Source organism: Leclercia sp. UBA2479 (assembly GCF_002341985.1).
GTDB lineage: Bacteria > Pseudomonadota > Gammaproteobacteria > Enterobacterales > Enterobacteriaceae > Enterobacter > Enterobacter pneumoniae.
Map to the genome: position 1 here is coordinate 44,240 of NZ_DDPB01000013.1, position 16,555 is coordinate 60,794.

The following is a 16,555-nucleotide window of genomic DNA, read 5'->3' on the forward strand; positions in this document are numbered from 1 at the left end:
GGAGCAGCCATGTTTCATCGTTTATGGACGTTAATTCGTAAAGAGTTGCAGTCGCTGCTGCGTGAGCCGCAGACCCGCGCCATTCTGGTGCTACCGGTGCTCATACAGGTGCTGTTATTCCCCTTCGCCGCTACCCTGGAGGTGACCAACGCCACTATTGCTATCTATAACGAAGACAATGGTAAACATTCGGTAGAGCTGACCCAGCGCTTCGCCCGCGCTAAAGCCTTTACTCACGTGCTGCTACTGAAAAGCCCGCAGGAGATCCAGCCTACCATCGATACCCAAAAGGCGCTGTTGCTGGTGCGCTTCCCGGCCGATTTTTCGCGCAACCTGGACAGGCTGCAAACCGCCCCTATGCAATTAATTCTGGATGGGCGGAACTCCAACAGTGCCCAGATTGCCGCGAACTATCTGCAGCAGGTGGTGAAGGAGTATCAGCAAGAGCTGATGGCGGACAAACCCAAACCGAACAACAGCGAGCTGGTGGTGCGCAACTGGTATAACCCTAACCTCGACTACAAGTGGTTTGTGGTGCCGTCGCTTATCGCCATGATCACCACCATTGGGGTGATGATCGTCACGTCGCTCTCCGTGGCCCGTGAACGGGAACAGGGCACGCTCGACCAACTGCTGGTCTCGCCGCTGGCGACCTGGCAAATCTTTGTGGGTAAAGCGGTACCGGCGCTGATTGTCGCGACGTTCCAGGCGACCATCGTGCTGGGGATCGGTATCTGGGCCTATCACATCCCCTTCGCGGGGTCGCTGGCGCTGTTTTACTTCACAATGGTGATCTATGGTCTGTCGCTGGTGGGATTTGGGCTGTTGATCTCGGCGCTTTGCTCTACGCAGCAGCAGGCCTTTATCGGGGTGTTTGTCTTTATGATGCCCGCCATTTTGCTGTCGGGGTATGTTTCGCCGGTCGAGAACATGCCGGTATGGCTACAGAATCTGACGTGGGTAAACCCTATTCGTCACTTTACCGATATTACCAAGCAGATCTACCTGAAGGACGCGAGTCTGGATATTGTCTGGGGAAGTTTGTGGCCGCTACTGGTGATAGCGGCCACGACGGGCTCAGTGGCCTACGCGATGTTTAGACGCAATATCGCGTAGCTTTTTCTCCCGGGTCAGCAGTGACACCACTGCCGGCCCGGCGAGGATGGCCAGGCCTGCCAGAGCCAGTAATATATTGTTCTGCAGCACGCGTGACAGCAGCCACAGCACAATCATGGCTGCGCCGAAGTACCAGGTGGTGGTCAGCTCTTCAAGCACATCTGCCACTTCACGCCAGCGTTGCTCATGGTGACGCTGTAAAAAGAGCATCAGCAGGACGGTCACCCCGTACAGCACGCATAAACCTAACCCAACGCGCACCAGCGCTCCGCTGGTCCACGCCAGCACCAGCACAGCGACAACCGCTAAATGCAACATAATCTGCCAGCAACTCAGGCCGGTTGCGACGCGAATGCGTTGTTGCCACTTCATGGCTTCTCTCCTGGAGGATTTTTCTCTGCTTCTTCAGACTACCGCACTTTACGGAAAATTCCGTAACCCAGCATCTTTTTGTGACGACGACTACACTTTATTTTCATCAGGATAGTAACGCCGGAGGGAGCTTATGAGCCAACAAAGCCGCCATTTTTCGCTAAAAGTGTTGACGATCAACATCCATAAAGGCTTTACGGCATTTAACCGCCGCTTTATTTTGCCGGAGCTACGCGACGCGGTTCGCACCGTCAGCGCGGATATCGTCTGCCTGCAGGAGGTGATGGGGGCGCACGAAGTGCATCCGCTGCACGTGGAGAACTGGCCCGATACCAGCCACTATGAGTTTCTTGCCGATACCATGTGGAGCGACTATGCCTACGGGCGCAACGCGGTCTACCCCGAAGGGCACCATGGCAATGCGGTGCTTTCACGCTATCCTATTGAACATTACGAAAACCATGACGTTTCGGTGGGCGAGAGCGAAAAGCGCGGGCTGCTCTATTGCCGTATCGCCCTGCCGGAATTCGACGCCCCCCTGCACGTGGCCTCTGTCCATCTGGGGCTACGAGAGGCGCACCGCCGGGCGCAGCTGGATATGATGTCCACCTGGGTCAATGGCCTGCCGGAGGGCGATCCGGTGGTGGTGGCCGGGGATTTTAATGACTGGCGCCAGCGGGCTAACCATCCGTTGAAAGCCCGGGCGGGATTAGATGAGATTTTTACCCGCGCCCACGGTCGACCGGCACGCACTTTTCCCGTTAGCTTTCCGCTGCTGCGTCTCGACCGTATTTATGTGAAAAATGCCCATGCCAGCGCCCCTACCGCGCTGGCGCTGAGAAACTGGCGTCACCTGTCCGACCATGCCCCTTTGAGTGCGGAGATCCATTTATGAAATGCTCATGGCAAGAGGGTAACCGGATACGGCTTCTGGAAAACGGAGATAACTTTTATCCCGCCGTTTTTGCCGCCATTGGCAAAGCGGAACGCAGAGTTATTCTCGAAACCTTTATCTGGTTTGAAGATGGCGTAGGCCGCCAGCTGCATGCGGCAGTGCTCGGTGCGGCTCAGCGCGGTGTACAGATTGAAGTCCTGCTGGACGGCTACGGCTCACCCGATTTAAGCGATGATTTTGTCGGTGAGCTGACCGCGGCCGGCGTGGTGTTCCGATATTACGATCCACGCCCTCCCCTGCTGGGCATGCGTACCAACGTCTTTCGCCGTATGCACCGCAAAATTGTGGTCATTGATGACCGCATCGCCTTTGTCGGCGGCATTAACTACTCCGATGAACATATGTCGGACTACGGCCCGGAAGCCAAGCAGGATTACGCGATAGAGGTGGAAGGCCCGGTGGTGCAAGACATCCTACAGTTTGAGCTGGAGAACCTGCCCGGCAACGCCGCCGCCCGCCGGTGGTGGAAGCGCCGCCACCGCCCGGAAGAAAACACTAAACCCGGTGAGGCTCAGGCGCTGTTCGTCTGGCGTGACAACGAAGAGCACCGGGATGATATTGAGCGCCACTATCTGAAGATGCTGGCTAACGCCCGTCGGGAAGTGATCATTGCCAATGCCTATTTCTTCCCGGGCTATCGGCTGCTGCACGCTATGCGTAACGCAGCACGGCGTGGGGTTCGGGTGAAGCTTATCGTTCAGGGCGAGCCTGATATGCCGATTGTCACCGTAGGCGCGCGTCTGCTGTATCACTATCTGGTGAAAGGCGGCGTACAGATCTACGAATATCGCCGCCGTCCGCTGCATGGCAAAGTGGCGGTGATGGACGATCACTGGGCGACCGTGGGCTCCAGTAATCTCGACCCCCTTAGCCTCTCCCTGAATCTCGAGGCTAACCTGATTATTCACGATCGCGAGTTTAACCATACGTTGCGTGAAAACCTGAACACCATTATTGAAAAGGATTGCGTGCGCGTGGATGAGTCGATGGTGCCGAAACGCACCTGGTGGAACCTGACTAAAAGCGTAGTGGTGTTCCACTTCCTGCGTCATTTCCCGGCGCTGGTTGGCTGGCTGCCCGCCCATACGCCCAAGCTGGCGCAGGTTGACCCGCCAGTGCAACCCGAGATGGAGACGCAGGATCGTGTCGAAGCTGAAAATACGGGGGCGAAACCCTGATGAGTAAAAAACATTCCCGCTGGCGGTTGGCCAAAAAAATTCTCACCGGGCTCTTTTTCATCGCCGTAGCGGTGCTACTGGTGATTTACGCTCAGAAAGTGGACTGGGAGGACGTGGGCAAAGTTATCCGCGACTATAACCCGTGGATCCTGGCGAGCGCTTTCGGTCTTGTGATAGTGAGCTACCTGATTTATGGCTGCTATGACTTACTGGGGCGGGCCTATTGTGGTCACAAACTGGCAAAGCGGCAGGTGATGCTGGTGTCGTTTATCTGCTATGCCTTTAACCTGACCCTGAGCACCTGGGTGGGCGGCATCGGTATGCGCTATCGCCTCTATTCCCGTCTCGGCCTGCCCGGCAGCACCATCACCCGCATCTTTTCGCTGAGTATCACCACCAACTGGCTGGGCTATATCCTGCTGGGCGGGGTGATCTTTACCGCAGGCGTGGTGCAACTGCCCGACCACTGGTATATCGACCAGGGTACGCTGCGGATTATTGGCATTGTGCTGCTGGCGATGATTGCGTTCTATCTCTGGGCCTGCGCCTTTGCTAAACGCCGTCATATGACTATTAAGGGCCAGAAGCTGGTACTGCCGTCGTGGAAGTTTGCGCTGGCGCAGATGGCCATCTCGGCGGCAAACTGGATGGCGATGGGAGTCATCATCTGGATGCTGATCGGCGAAGATGTGAATTACTTCTTCGTGCTTGGGGTTCTGCTGGTGAGCAGCATCGCCGGGGTCATCGTCCATATTCCTGCCGGGATCGGGGTGCTCGAGGCCGTATTTATTGCCCTGCTGGCCGGGGAACATGTTTCGCACGGCAAGATAATTGCCGCCCTGCTGGCGTACCGCGTGCTCTATTACTTCCTGCCGCTGGCGCTGGCGACGGTGGGGTATCTGATTCTGGAAGGTCGGGCGAAGAAGCTACGGGCGAAAAACGAAGAGGCGATGCAGAAGCAGTGATAATGGCCCGGCGAAGGGTTCGCCGGGCCTGAGCGTTAACGGCGGTTGCCGAAAATACGCAGCAGCATCAGGAACAGGTTGATGAAGTCCAGATAGAGGGTCAACGCCCCCAGAATGGCGTATTTACGCAGGTTGCTACTGTCACGCACATCCATCTGCTCGCCGATGTTTTTCAGCTTCTGAGTGTCGTAAGCCGTCAGCCCGACAAAGACAATCACCCCGATATAGGTCACCGCCCACATCAACGCCTCGCTCTTCAGCCAGAAGTTCACCAGCGAAGCCAACACGATACCAATCAGCGCCATAAACAGCATATTGCCGAAGCCGCTCAGGTCACGTTTGGTGGTGTAACCATACAGACTCATGGCACCAAACATCCCACCGGCCACCACAAAGGTGCTGGCGATAGATGAGTAGGTATAGACGAGGAAGATGCTGGAGAGCGTGAGCCCCGTCAGCGCCGAATAGAGCATAAATAGCGTTGTTGCCATTCCGGCGCTGAGCTTATGCACCAGGCCTGAGAGCACAAATACCAGCCCCAGCTGCGCAATGATCAGCCCAAAGAAGGTGACTTTGCTTGAGAAGATAAACATCATCAACTCAGGCGTATTCGCCGCATACCAGGCGATAAACGCGGTCAGCAGCAGCCCAACCGTCATCCAGCCGTACACCTGCGCCATATAGGTCTGCAGCCCGCTGCGGGTCTGCTGAACTATCGAATCGGAACGCGGAAATCGATCCATGACTCACTCCTGTTAAGAAAACATACTCATAAGCCTAACACATCCCGGCAATCCGGCTACCAGCGATGGGCTGCGGCTTTATCGCTATCGCGGGACTCGACCCAGCGCTCACCTTCCGGCGTGGCTTCGCGTTTCCAGAAGGGGGCGCGCGTTTTCAAATAATCCATAATAAACTCGCCCGCGTCGAAGGCGCTGCCGCGATGAACGCTGGTGACGCCGACAAAGACAATCTCTTCGCCCGGCCACATCTCACCAATGCGATGGATGACAGTGACGCGCCCTAATGCCCAGCGTTCGCGCGCACCGGCAACGATTTCCGTCAGCGCTTTCTCAGTCATCCCCGGGTAGTGTTCCAGCGTGAGCGCTTTAACGCTGTCGCCCAGGTTGTGGTTGCGCACTTTACCGGTAAAGGTCACCACCGCGCCGTCTTCGTCGCGCTCGGCCAGCCAGCGGTACTCTTCACCCACGTTAAAGGGCGCGGTCTGCACGCGGATGCAGGTTTCACTCATGTTAGCCTCCGGTGACCGGCGGGAAGAAGGCGACTTCGTCACCGGCACGGACGGGATGGTTAAACTCAACGAGGGTCTGGTTGACCGCCGCCAGCAGTTTGCCGGGCTCCAGCGCCAGCGCCCAACGGTCACCCTGCCCCGCCAGGTGCGCACGCAGCGCTTCAACATCGTCGAAGGTGGCATCCAGCGTCAGGATGTCGGTATTGACCAGCTCGCGCACCTGCGCAAAAAACAGAATTTTAATCATTGCTTTCCACCCTGAAATCCCCCGATTTACCGCCGCTCTTCGCTAACAGGCGCACCGGGCCAATTACCATATCTTTCTGGACCGCTTTGCACATGTCATAGATGGTCAGCGCCGCAACCGAGGCAGCGGTGAGGGCTTCCATCTCAACGCCGGTTTTACCCGTCAGACGGCACAGCGACTCAATACGCACCCGGCTCTGTTCCGGCTGGGCCTGCAGATTCACTTCGACTTTGCTTAACATCAGCGGATGACAAAGCGGAATCAACTCCCAGGTACGTTTAGCGGCCTGAATGCCTGCGATACGCGCCGTGGCAAAGACGTCGCCTTTGTGGTGGCTGCCATCAATAATCATCGCCAGAGTCTCTGGCAACATGGTGACGAAGGCTTCTGCGCGCGCTTCGCGTACGGTTTCCGCTTTGGCGGAGACATCCACCATATGGGCTTCACCCGCGGCGTTAATATGGGTCAGTTGCGACATAGCTTACTTCTTAAGATGAGGATGGAAATTGCACGGGCGCGTACGGGCATCAAGCTGCGGAGCGATAATGTTCTCCCACGCGGTACGACAGGCTTTCGTGGAGCCCGGCATAGCAAAAATCAGGGTGTTATTGGCGATGCCAGCCACTGCGCGCGACTGAAGCGTGGAGGTGCCAATCTCTTCAAAGGAGAGCATACGGAACACCTCGCCAAAACCTTCGACTTCGCGATCGAAGAGCGGGAGCAGCGCTTCCGGTGCCTGATCCCCGGCCGTAAAACCGGTGCCACCGGTGATCAGTACCACCTGCACATTTTCGCTGGCGATCCACTGAGAGACCTGCGCACGTATGGCGTAGCGATTCTCTTTAACAATGGCCTTATCGACAATCTGATGGCCCGCATCATGCGCCGCCTCGCGCAGCCAGTGACCAGAGGTGTCATCCTCTTCGCCGCGTCGTTCAGAGACGGTAAGAATGGCTATCCGCGTCGGGATAAATTCGGCGTTAACCTGGCTCATGTTCTGCTTCCTTATGCGCTTAACCGCCAATATAAGAGAGGTTCTGGGTGATTCCGGTATTGCCCTGATGCAGGAAGTGGGTCTGTTTTTTGTGCGTCAATGCCTCGGAGATACGCGCTTCAAGCACCTGCTGTTGTGCATCCTCGGCAAGCAAATCGCGCAGATCCACGCCGCCATCGCCAAACAGACAGAGGTGCAGTTTACCCACCGACGAAACGCGCAGGCGGTTACAACTGGCACAGAAATCTTTCTCATAAGGCATGATCAGCCCAATTTCGCCTTCGTAATCAGGATGGCAAAAGACTTGTGCCGGGCCGTCGCTGCGCTGACGAATCTGATGGATCCAGCCACGTTTGAGTAGCGCATCGCGCAGCACCATGCCAGAGATATGATGACGGCGGAACAGCTCGCTACCTTCACCGGTCTCCATTAACTCGATAAAACGCAACTGAATGCGACGCGGTTTGATCCACGCCAGGAAGGTGTCGAGCTGATGATGATTCACATCGCGCATGAGCACGGTGTTGACTTTAACCTTGTCGAAGCCCGCCTCAAAGGCGGCATCGATCCCCTCCATCACCTGCTGAAACTTGTCCTGCCCGGTGATGGCGTGGAACTGACGGGCATCGAGGCTATCGACGCTAACGTTAATTGCCGTCAGGCCCGCATCGCGCCACTGGGCGACGTCGCGTGCAAGACGGTATCCGTTGGTTGTGACCGCAATCTGACGAATGGCGTCGTTTTCACGCACAGCGGCAATAATATCGACAAAATCACGGCGCAGTGAGGGCTCTCCTCCCGTAAGGCGAACCTTTTCGGTGCCCATTGCAGCAAAGGCGCGCGTCACGCGGCGCACTTCATCCACTGAGAGAAAGCCGTTATTGGTTACGCTACCCGGTTTGTAACCCTCGGGCAGGCAATAGGTGCAACGAAAGTTGCACACATCGGTAATCGACAAACGTAAGTAATAAAACTTACGCGCGAAAGCATCGGTAAGTTGTGAAGCCATGTACACCTTTCCAAATATGGGAGGCACAGTCATTTCTTTCTGTACCCTGGTGGCGGAACCGCCACGGCCAGAACGCCATATCATTGTGGACACAGGCGTTAAGGCTAGAGTGTATGTTTTCAGTAATGAAAACGTGGTTAAGCCGATAGTAGCGCGTTAAAGGGGATTTCGCCATCCCGCGCTTTCGCTATATAACTTTATATATAACGAGCTTATCGTCTATTTTCGCAACAGAATACGCAAATACCCTGTTTTTGCATTGATGTACGTCATTTTGCCTCCGGACGGGCATCGTCTTTTAGGGGTAGTTAGGTTACTGTTAGCGGGTTCGTAATTTGAAGGAATGTTTATGCGCAACCGCACTTTTGCCGACCTCGATCGCGTGGTGGCCCTCGGTGGAGGGCACGGCCTGGGACGAGTGATGTCATCTCTGTCATCTCTCGGCTCACGCCTGACAGGGATTGTAACAACCACTGATAACGGGGGCTCAACGGGCCGAATTCGCCGCTCTGAAGGGGGGATCGCCTGGGGCGATATGCGTAACTGCTTAAACCAGTTAATTACCGAACCCAGCGTCGCCTCGGCCATGTTTGAGTACCGTTTTGGCGGTAATGGCGAGCTTTCGGGTCATAACCTCGGAAATCTCATGTTAAAGGCGCTGGACCATCTCAGCGTCAGGCCTCTGGAGGCGATCAATCTCATTCGCAACCTGCTTAAAGTGGATGCGTTTTTGATTCCGATGTCCGAATTGCCGGTTGATCTGATGGCTATTGATGCCGACGGCCACGAAGTCTATGGCGAAGTGAATATTGATCAACTCACCGTAGCGCCAAAAGAGCTGATGATCTACCCCAGCGTGCCTGCCACCCGCGAAGCGGTAGAAGCGATAGGCGAAGCAGATTTGATACTGATTGGCCCCGGCAGCTTTTATACCAGCCTGATGCCGCTGCTGTTGATTAACGAGCTGGCGCAGGCGCTACGCCGTACACCGGCACCGGTGGTCTATATCGGTAACCTGGGGCGTGAACTCAGCCCGGCCGCGGCCAGCTTAACGCTGGCGAACAAATTGCAGCTGATGGAGGAGCGGGTCGGTAAGAAAATTATCGATGCGGTGGTCGTGGGGCCCAAAGTGGATACTTCAGGAATGGAGGGACGCGTGGTGATCCAGGAGCCGCTGGAGGCCAGCGATATCAAATATCGTCACGATCGACATCTGCTGCGTGTCGCGCTGGAAAGCGCCATTCAGGCATTGGGCTGAATGACCTTTTGACCGGTTCCCTCACCTCTCGGGCGAGGGAACCGACGTTAGTCACGACGCCGCAATAAACAACTCTCGCAACTGATGCAGCTGATCGCGGATCTGCGCCGCCTCTTCGAACTCGAGGTTCTGCGCATGCTGCATCATCTGCCCTTCCAGTTCGTGTATTTTCTGCTGCAACGCTTTTGGCGTCAGTAACGCGGAATCGTCTTCCACTATGACCGGGCGCGCTTTACCGCGGCCTTTGGCTTTGGTCTTGGCAATGTTCTGACCCAGCGCCAGAATATCCACCACTTTCTTGTTCAGACCCTGTGGCGTGATGCCGTGCTCTTCGTTGTATTGTTGCTGCTTCTCACGACGACGCTCGGTCTCACCAATCGCTTTCGCCATCGACGGGGTGATCTTATCGCCGTAGAGAATCGCCTTACCGTTTACATTACGCGCGGCACGGCCAATGGTCTGAATCAGTGAACGCTCAGAGCGCAGGAAGCCCTCTTTGTCAGCGTCAAGAATCGCGACCAGCGACACCTCAGGCATGTCCAGCCCTTCTCGCAGTAAGTTGATGCCCACCAGCACATCAAACTCGCCCAGACGCAGGTCGCGGATAATTTCCATACGCTCGACGGTATCGATATCCGAGTGCAGATAACGCACCTTTTCGCCATGCTCTTCCAGGTATTCGGTCAGATCTTCCGCCATGCGCTTGGTGAGGGTCGTCACCAGCACGCGCTCGTTGATAGACGCCCGGGAGCGGATCTCAGAGAGCAGATCGTCGACCTGCGTCGCCACCGGGCGCACCTCGATGATTGGATCAAGCAGACCGGTCGGACGCACAACCTGATCCACTACGTCGCCGCCCGACTTTTCGAGCTCATAGTTGCCCGGCGTCGCTGAAACGTAGATGGTTTGCGGTGCCAGTGCCTCGAACTCTTCAAATTTCATTGGGCGGTTGTCCAGCGCGGAAGGCAGGCGGAAGCCATACTCCACCAGCGTCTCTTTACGCGCCCGGTCACCACGATACATGCCGCCGATTTGCGGAATGGTTACGTGGGATTCATCCACCACCAGCAGGCCATCCGCCGGCAGGTAGTCAAACAGGGTCGGCGGTGCTTCGCCCGGCCCGCGCCCGGAGAGGTAACGGGAGTAGTTTTCGATGCCGGAGCAGTAGCCCAGCTCGTTCATCATCTCCAGATCAAACTGGGTGCGCTGGCTCAGGCGCTGCTCTTCCAGCAATTTATTGTTGGCAAGCAGCACCTTACGGCGATCGCCCAGCTCGACTTTAATCTCTTCCATCGCCTGTACGATACGCTCGCGTGGGGTCACGTAGTGGGTCTTTGGATAGATGGTGTAACGCTGAATCACCGACTCCACATGGCCGGTAAGCGGGTCGAACAGCGACAGCCGCTCCACCTCTTCATCAAACAGTTCTACGCGCAGGGCGATATCGTCGGACTCGGCGGGAAAGATATCAATCACCTCGCCGCGCACGCGGAATGTACCGCGCTGGAAGGCCTGATCGTTACGGGTGTACTGCAGCTCGGCCAGACGGCGCAAAATGGCACGCTGATCGATAATCATGCCCACCGTCAGGTGCAGCATCATTTTCAGATAGAGATCCGGGTCGCCCAGACCGTAAATCGCCGATACCGAGGCCACCACCACCACATCGCGACGCTCAAGCAGCGCTTTGGTGGCAGAGAGTCGCATCTGCTCAATATGTTCGTTTACCGAGGCATCTTTCTCGATAAAGGTGTCCGAACTCGGGACATAGGCCTCAGGCTGATAGTAGTCGTAGTAAGAGACGAAATACTCAACGGCGTTTTCAGGAAAGAACTCTTTCATCTCGCCGTACAGCTGCGCCGCCAGGGTTTTATTTGGCGCCAGCACCATGGTCGGACGTTGCAGGTCGGCAATGACGTTGGCAACGGTAAAGGTTTTACCCGAGCCGGTTACCCCCAGCAACGTCTGATGCGCGAGACCATCCTCCAGCCCCTCTTTCAAACGGCGAATCGCTTCTGGCTGATCGCCAGAAGGACGGAAAGCGGAATTCAGTTTGAACGGTTTACTCATTAACGACGACCTGATGATCAATTATACGGCAGGTGAGTAATTTTACTCGCGATACGGTTTTTTGCCAGTAAATTATACTGGATGAAAAACCAGTAACGTGAATTGCCATTTCTGTTACCGCCTACTCTTTAACCGGTTTACTGCGCGAAATTTCGCCTGCAACCCGCCAGAATGGGGAACTTTTTCGGTTATCCCCAAAACTTTTCCTTTTTTAACATTTGTCAAGACGAGCCCACGTACTTCTGTCATTAACCATGACACTTTCTTGACAGACATTGCTTTTATATAACTTATTGATAATAAAAAAATATTAAGAAAAGACGGGTTTCGCAGCAATTCAGGCGCAGGCCGCGTATTCTCTCGCTTACCTCACGTTTTCTAACTCTAATGCACAAGGTTATCCACAGGAATAGTGGATAACTCATTCCAGCCCGTAGCCGCCGCCGCTCTGCTAATTCCCGGTTTTTTAACCCAACGCGGCAAGAAATTTTTTTTATCGCTAAATTTTGGTGATCCTCAGCGAAAAAAGGCAGAGCAAATTGGTGGGATCTTGCTCACACTCCCGGCAGAAAGGCGCTGCACCATTACTCTTCATGGCTGGCACTGCGGCAGTGCAATCTTCTGCGATTGAGGGAGAAACTTTGCGGCGGGTTCCGAAAAAACGGTGTTTTTTGCCCTCTTCTGACTCTGTGGCAAGGGTTTTGCAGTACATGTCAGGTCATCGTCGCCAGCCTAAGGAGAAAACACGATGTTGAGCCTCCGAGCCGTTAACCAGTACTACGGGAATCAGCATACGCTATGGAATGTCGATCTCGACCTGCCACCCGGCGTGTGTACCGGTATCGTCGGCCTGCCCGGCATGGGGAAAACCACGCTGATCCACTGTATTGCGGGTTTGCTGCCCGTCGCCAGCGGCAGCATGGTGTGGCATGAGGCGGGCGCCCCTCCCTACAATCTGTTAGGCGTGGCGGCGCAGACGCGCCATCAGCTAGGCATTGGCTATGTGCCGCAAGAGCGGCGCATCTTTTCACAGCTGACGGTAGAGGAGAACTTACAGGTTGCGCGGATGGCAAAGGGAGACATGGGCGGCACCATGAATGGCGAGATCTACGACCTCTTCCCGGAACTCTACCCTTTGCGCCGATTACGCGCGTCGGGTATCGGTGAGGCAGAGCAGTACCAGCTGGCGCTGGCGAATACGCTGGTGACCCGTCCCCGGCTGCTGATCCTGGATGAACCCAGCCGCGGGCCGGGGCAGTCGTTCGCCGTGAAGCTGGCGCAGCTGCTGGTGCGGCTTAACCGGGAGTTAGGGTTATCGGTTTTACTGGCAGAACAGCAGCTGTCGCTGATCCGCCGGGTCGCGGATCGCTTTTGTTTACTCTATCGCGGGCGCAACGTTGCGCAGGGACGCGTTAGCGAGCTGGACGATCCCCTGCTGGCCCACTGGATGGCGTCAGCGCGCTAAGGGAGAGATAGCGCCCCACCTCTGCCGTATCGCCGTGCTCACCCAGCCAGGGGATCTCGCCCAGCAGCGGTGCGGGGATGAGCCGGGTCAACGACGCCATATACTCCGCGTGGCGTTTACCCGGCGGTACGACATCGTTGGCCACCCAGCCCGCCAGCCGGAGTCCGGCCTGCTCTACCGCCTTCGCGGTCAGCATGGCGTGGTTAATACAGCCCAGTTTCACCCCTACCACCAGGATCACCGGCAACTGCTCAGTCACTACCCAGTCGGCAAAAGTCTGTGTCTCTGAGAGTGGCGTGAACCACCCCCCGGCCCCCTCTACCAGCACCCAGTTGGCCTGCTGTTCAAGGGTACGCAAGCCGGCAGAGAGGATCGAAAAATCGATGGGGCGCCCTTCGTCAGCGCTGACGATGTGCGGGGAAGTCGGCTCCGCAAAGGTGTAAGGGTTCACCCGATCGTAGGGCAGCGCCACGCTGCTGTTGTGCTGTAATGCCAGCGCATCGCTGTTACGAAGCCCCTCTGCGGTCATCTCGCTGCCCGACGCAACCGGTTTGTAACCTGCCGTACGGTACCCCAGGGCGGAAGCTGCCTGTAACAGCGCGGTGCTGGCAACGGTTTTGCCTACCTCAGTGTCGGTGCCGGTGACGAAAAAGCGGTTAATCACGTTCGATAATTCCATGAAAGAGTTGATAAGTTAGCGGAAATTTTCCGTTCTGCTGCGGCCAGGCCAGCGCTAACTGCTGTAACGCTCTACGGGTCAGCAGTTTACCGGCACGCCCTTCGTGCAAATGGGTGGCCCCAATCCCCTTCAGGGAGCGCATCGCCTGCAGGGCATCATCAAACGGCAAAGTGACCGTCTGACGCTTTACCCGGCAACGCCAGCCAGAGAGGGCTTCTGTGAGCTGCTGCGCCGTTAAAAAGCGGTTAGCGTGGGCGCGGTCATCTATCGCTCGCCAGGCCTGATTCAGCTCCGGCAGGGAGTCGTTCAGAAGTGTGGTAAATGCCACCTGCCCTCCAGGACGCGTCACCCGGTAGAGCTCGGCGAGCGCCTGCGGCAGGCTGGCGCACCACTGTACCGCCAGGTGGCTCCAGACCAGATCGAAACCGGCATCCGCCAGCGGGATAGCCTCGATATCCCCCAGCAGGTAGGCGTCTGCGGCCTCGTTGCTGCGGGCCTGTTCAAGCATCGGTGCGCTGAGATCCATCGCCGTCACGTGGCAGCCCCGACTGCGCCAAACGCGGCTATTCCCGCCCGGACCGCAGCCTGCATCCAGCACCCGGCTGGGGGCGATGTCCCCCAACAGGGCAAGCAGCCCCTGCGCGCTGTGTCGCTGCAGCGTGTCATGGTTAGCATAGCTCTGGGCCGCGCGGCCAAAGGCAGCGGCAATCGCCTGTTTATTCACTTGCGGCATGGAGCGCCTCCAGAAGCGTCGTGATATCTGCCGCTTTATGGGCGGCGGTGAGGGTCAGGCGCAAACGCGCCGTGCCCGCAGGCACCGTAGGCGGTCGGATCGCCGTCACCCAAATGCCCTGGCTTCTGAGCTGCTGCGCCAGATTCAGCGCCCGGCCATTCTCGCCGACAATAAGCGGTTGAATGGCACTGTGCGAGTGGGTCACCTGCAGCGGCAAACCCTTCACACCACGGCGGAACTGTTGAATATGCTGTGCCAGTTTTTGTCGCCGGGCATCGCCCTCTTCACCCCGAATGAGATTAAACGCCGTCAGCAGCGCGACCGCCTGGGCAGGCGGCATGCTGGTGCTGTAGATGAGATGACGTGCAAACTGCAGCAGATAATCGGCAACTTCTTCGCTGCACAGCACCGCCGCGCCGCTGACGCCCACCCCTTTACCGAAGGTGACGACCAGCAGGTCCGGTTTGACCTGCTGACAAGCCGCGCTGCCCCGCCCTTCCGGGCCGGTGATGCCGATCCCATGGGCATCGTCCACCAGCAGCCAGCCCTGTCTCTGCCAGGTAGCTGAGGCCAGCGCCGCTAAGGGCGCGCTGTCGCCATCCATGCTGAAAATCCCCTCGGTCACAACCAGCTGTTGGCCGGCGCAGGGTTTATCCAGCAATTCGGCCAGCTGCGCAGGATCGTTGTGCGCAAAGCGGCGTAACTGCGCCGGGCTGAGGCTGGCCGCCTCCAGCAGCGAAGCATGGCTCAGACGGTCGGCAAGGATCCGATCCGCTTTGCCCGGCAGGGCCGCGATGAGAGCCTGATTCGCCGCAAAGCCCGAGATAAACAGCAGCGCACGTGGATAGCCTAACCAGCCAGCCAGATGTTCTTCCAGTGCCTGATGCGCACGGGTATAGCCGCTGACATGGCCCGAGCCGCCGCTGCCGACACCGTACTGCTCAGCCCCCTGCTGCCAGGCACGAATAACCTCAGGATGTTGGCTCAGCCCGAGGTAGTCATTGCTGGAGAAGTTGCAGTAGCGCTGCTGGTCGCGGGTGAGAAACCGGCCCGCGCCGTTCTCTACCACCGTGCGCACGCGCAGCGCGTCTGCCGCCCGGCGTGCGTCCAGGGCGGCGGTGATCCGTTGCTGCCAGGTCATACCGTTGCCGCGTTGTAGAACTGTTCAGTGTCGGCGTTGAAAAGTTGTTGCTCCAGCTGATGCTGTTGCTCAATATCACCCGTGGCTACCGCGGTCTGCTGCGGATTGAGCCCCAGCTTACGGAACAGCTGAACGTCTTTGTCCTCTTCCGGGTTCGGGGTGGTCAGCAGCTTGCAGCCGTAGAAGATGGAGTTCGCCCCTGCCATAAAACACATCGCCTGGGTCTGTTCGTTCATCTGCTCGCGACCGGCGGACAGACGTACCCAGGAGGTCGGCATCATCACGCGCGCCACGGCAATAGTGCGGATAAAGTCGAACGCATCGACGTCATCGTTATCGGCCAGCGGGGTGCCCTTTACCTTCACCAGCATGTTGATAGGCACGCTCTCTGGCGGCGTCGGTAAGTTGGCCAGCTGCAGCAGCAGACCTGCACGATCTTTCACCGTTTCGCCTAAACCGACGATCCCGCCCGAGCAGACTTTGATGCCCGCATCGCGCACCTTGTCGAGGGTGTCGAGACGCTCCTGATAGGTGCGAGTGGTGATGATATTGCCGTAAAACTCCGGGGAGGTGTCGAGGTTGTGGTTGTAGTAATCCAGCCCCGCCGCGCTCAGGCGCTGAGCCTGGGTTTCGTTCAGCGTACCCAGCGTCATACAGGCCTCCATCCCCATCGCCTTCACGCCTTGTACCATCTGCTCCAGATAAGGCATATCGCGATCGTGAGGGTTCTTCCAGGCGGCCCCCATGCAGAAGCGGGTGGAGCCTGCGTTTTTCGCCTGACGGGCTGACTCCAGAACCTGTTCAACTTCCATCAGACGTTCAGATTCCAGGCCAGTTTTGTAGCGCGCACTTTGCGGGCAGTATTTGCAATCTTCCGGGCAGGCGCCGGTTTTAATCGACAGCAAGGTGCTGACCTGCACCTGCTGCGGATCGAAGTGCTGACGATGAATTTGCTGGGCTTCAAACAGCAGTTCAAGGAGGGGTTTTTCAAATAATGCAGTAACTTGCGACATCGTCCAGCGTGTCTGGTGAGCCATGGGGCATCTCCAAAAGGGGTTTAGTTCAGGGTGGGTTCGGTTTATACTTGTAAACCTAAATGTTTTCAAAATGGTTTACAAGTC

18 protein-coding genes and 1 riboswitch are annotated in these 16,555 nt (G+C 57.1%); of the genes, 6 read left to right on the forward strand and 12 right to left on the reverse strand.

Annotated elements, in window-relative coordinates:
* Positions 1–9 precede the first annotated feature (9 nt).
* Positions 10–1,116, forward strand: coding sequence for an ABC transporter permease (locus tag B3B59_RS18040; RefSeq protein ID WP_046886935.1), 1,107 nt, complete (start codon positions 10–12; stop codon positions 1,114–1,116).
* Here B3B59_RS18040 and B3B59_RS18045 read toward each other — a convergent pair.
* Positions 1,078–1,488 carry a YbhQ family protein gene (locus B3B59_RS18045; protein ID WP_040076475.1) on the reverse strand — a complete coding sequence of 137 codons (411 nt, stop codon included), beginning with the start codon at positions 1,486–1,488 and terminating at the stop codon, positions 1,078–1,080. The genes B3B59_RS18040 and B3B59_RS18045 overlap by 39 nt on opposite strands.
* A 133-nt stretch (positions 1,489–1,621) precedes the next feature.
* Between B3B59_RS18045 and B3B59_RS18050 the strand changes: the two genes are divergently transcribed.
* From B3B59_RS18050 to B3B59_RS18060, 3 genes are read left to right on the forward strand one after another with little or no spacing between them, the layout of a single operon-like run.
* The gene (locus B3B59_RS18050; protein WP_046886936.1) at positions 1,622–2,383 is read left to right on the forward strand and encodes an endonuclease/exonuclease/phosphatase family protein; all 762 of its coding nucleotides are present in this window, start codon (positions 1,622–1,624) and stop codon (positions 2,381–2,383) included.
* On the forward strand, positions 2,380–3,621 hold the full coding sequence (gene clsB, locus B3B59_RS18055) for a cardiolipin synthase ClsB (protein WP_046886937.1): 1,242 nt from the start codon (positions 2,380–2,382) through the stop codon (positions 3,619–3,621). Before B3B59_RS18050 ends, clsB begins: the two co-directional genes overlap by 4 nt.
* A complete protein-coding gene (locus B3B59_RS18060; RefSeq protein ID WP_286809665.1) occupies positions 3,621–4,586 on the forward strand; it encodes a lysylphosphatidylglycerol synthase domain-containing protein in 966 nt (321 codons plus the stop codon). Before clsB ends, B3B59_RS18060 begins: the two co-directional genes overlap by 1 nt.
* A gap of 35 nt (positions 4,587–4,621) precedes the next feature.
* On the opposite strand, the gene B3B59_RS18065 is transcribed toward B3B59_RS18060, so the two are convergent.
* The 6 genes from B3B59_RS18065 to moaA form a co-directional block, all read right to left on the reverse strand.
* Positions 4,622–5,329 carry a Bax inhibitor-1/YccA family protein gene (locus tag B3B59_RS18065; protein ID WP_040076479.1) on the reverse strand — a complete coding sequence of 236 codons (708 nt, stop codon included), beginning with the start codon at positions 5,327–5,329 and terminating at the stop codon, positions 4,622–4,624.
* Between the two features lie 56 nt (positions 5,330–5,385).
* Positions 5,386–5,838, reverse strand: coding sequence for a molybdopterin synthase catalytic subunit MoaE (gene moaE, locus B3B59_RS18070; RefSeq protein ID WP_207293272.1), 453 nt, complete (start codon positions 5,836–5,838; stop codon positions 5,386–5,388).
* A gap of 1 nt (position 5,839) precedes the next feature.
* Entirely contained in the window at positions 5,840–6,085 is a 246-nt protein-coding gene (gene moaD / locus B3B59_RS18075; protein ID WP_046886940.1) for a molybdopterin synthase sulfur carrier subunit, read from the reverse strand.
* Entirely contained in the window at positions 6,078–6,563 is a 486-nt protein-coding gene (gene moaC, locus B3B59_RS18080) for a cyclic pyranopterin monophosphate synthase MoaC (protein WP_046886941.1), read from the reverse strand. Before moaC ends, moaD begins: the two co-directional genes overlap by 8 nt.
* 3 nt (positions 6,564–6,566) lie before the next feature.
* Entirely contained in the window at positions 6,567–7,079 is a 513-nt protein-coding gene (moaB, locus tag B3B59_RS18085) for a molybdenum cofactor biosynthesis protein B (RefSeq protein WP_040076483.1), read from the reverse strand.
* 19 nt (positions 7,080–7,098) lie between these two features.
* The gene (gene moaA, locus B3B59_RS18090) at positions 7,099–8,088 is read right to left on the reverse strand and encodes a GTP 3',8-cyclase MoaA (RefSeq protein WP_286809666.1); all 990 of its coding nucleotides are present in this window, start codon (positions 8,086–8,088) and stop codon (positions 7,099–7,101) included.
* Positions 8,076–8,212: riboswitch (molybdenum cofactor riboswitch) on the reverse strand. It overlaps the preceding gene by 13 nt.
* 225 nt (positions 8,213–8,437) lie before the next feature.
* Here moaA and yvcK point away from each other — a divergent pair.
* Positions 8,438–9,346: a uridine diphosphate-N-acetylglucosamine-binding protein YvcK gene (gene yvcK / locus B3B59_RS18095; RefSeq protein WP_207293268.1), complete on the forward strand. Its 909-nt coding sequence runs from the start codon at positions 8,438–8,440 to the stop codon at positions 9,344–9,346.
* Between the two features lie 51 nt (positions 9,347–9,397).
* Here yvcK and uvrB read toward each other — a convergent pair whose 3' ends face one another.
* Positions 9,398–11,416: an excinuclease ABC subunit UvrB gene (uvrB, locus tag B3B59_RS18100; protein WP_286809668.1), complete on the reverse strand. Its 2,019-nt coding sequence runs from the start codon at positions 11,414–11,416 to the stop codon at positions 9,398–9,400.
* A 748-nt stretch (positions 11,417–12,164) separates the two neighbouring features.
* Here uvrB and B3B59_RS18105 point away from each other — a divergent pair.
* Positions 12,165–12,881 carry an ABC transporter ATP-binding protein gene (locus tag B3B59_RS18105; RefSeq protein WP_040076487.1) on the forward strand — a complete coding sequence of 239 codons (717 nt, stop codon included), beginning with the start codon at positions 12,165–12,167 and terminating at the stop codon, positions 12,879–12,881.
* Here B3B59_RS18105 and bioD read toward each other — a convergent pair.
* From bioD to bioB, 4 genes are read right to left on the reverse strand one after another with little or no spacing between them, the layout of a single operon-like run.
* A complete protein-coding gene (gene bioD, locus B3B59_RS18110) occupies positions 12,829–13,545 on the reverse strand; it encodes a dethiobiotin synthase (protein ID WP_212477374.1) in 717 nt (238 codons plus the stop codon). The two genes, B3B59_RS18105 and bioD, sit on opposite strands and share 53 nt — an antisense overlap.
* Positions 13,538–14,293, reverse strand: coding sequence for a malonyl-ACP O-methyltransferase BioC (gene bioC / locus B3B59_RS18115; RefSeq protein ID WP_286809669.1), 756 nt, complete (start codon positions 14,291–14,293; stop codon positions 13,538–13,540). Before bioC ends, bioD begins: the two co-directional genes overlap by 8 nt.
* Entirely contained in the window at positions 14,277–15,434 is a 1,158-nt protein-coding gene (gene bioF, locus B3B59_RS18120) for an 8-amino-7-oxononanoate synthase (protein WP_040076490.1), read from the reverse strand. The genes bioC and bioF overlap by 17 nt, the downstream gene beginning before the upstream one ends.
* Positions 15,431–16,471 carry a biotin synthase BioB gene (gene bioB, locus B3B59_RS18125; RefSeq protein ID WP_040076491.1) on the reverse strand — a complete coding sequence of 347 codons (1,041 nt, stop codon included), beginning with the start codon at positions 16,469–16,471 and terminating at the stop codon, positions 15,431–15,433. Before bioB ends, bioF begins: the two co-directional genes overlap by 4 nt.
* Positions 16,472–16,555 lie beyond the last annotated feature (84 nt).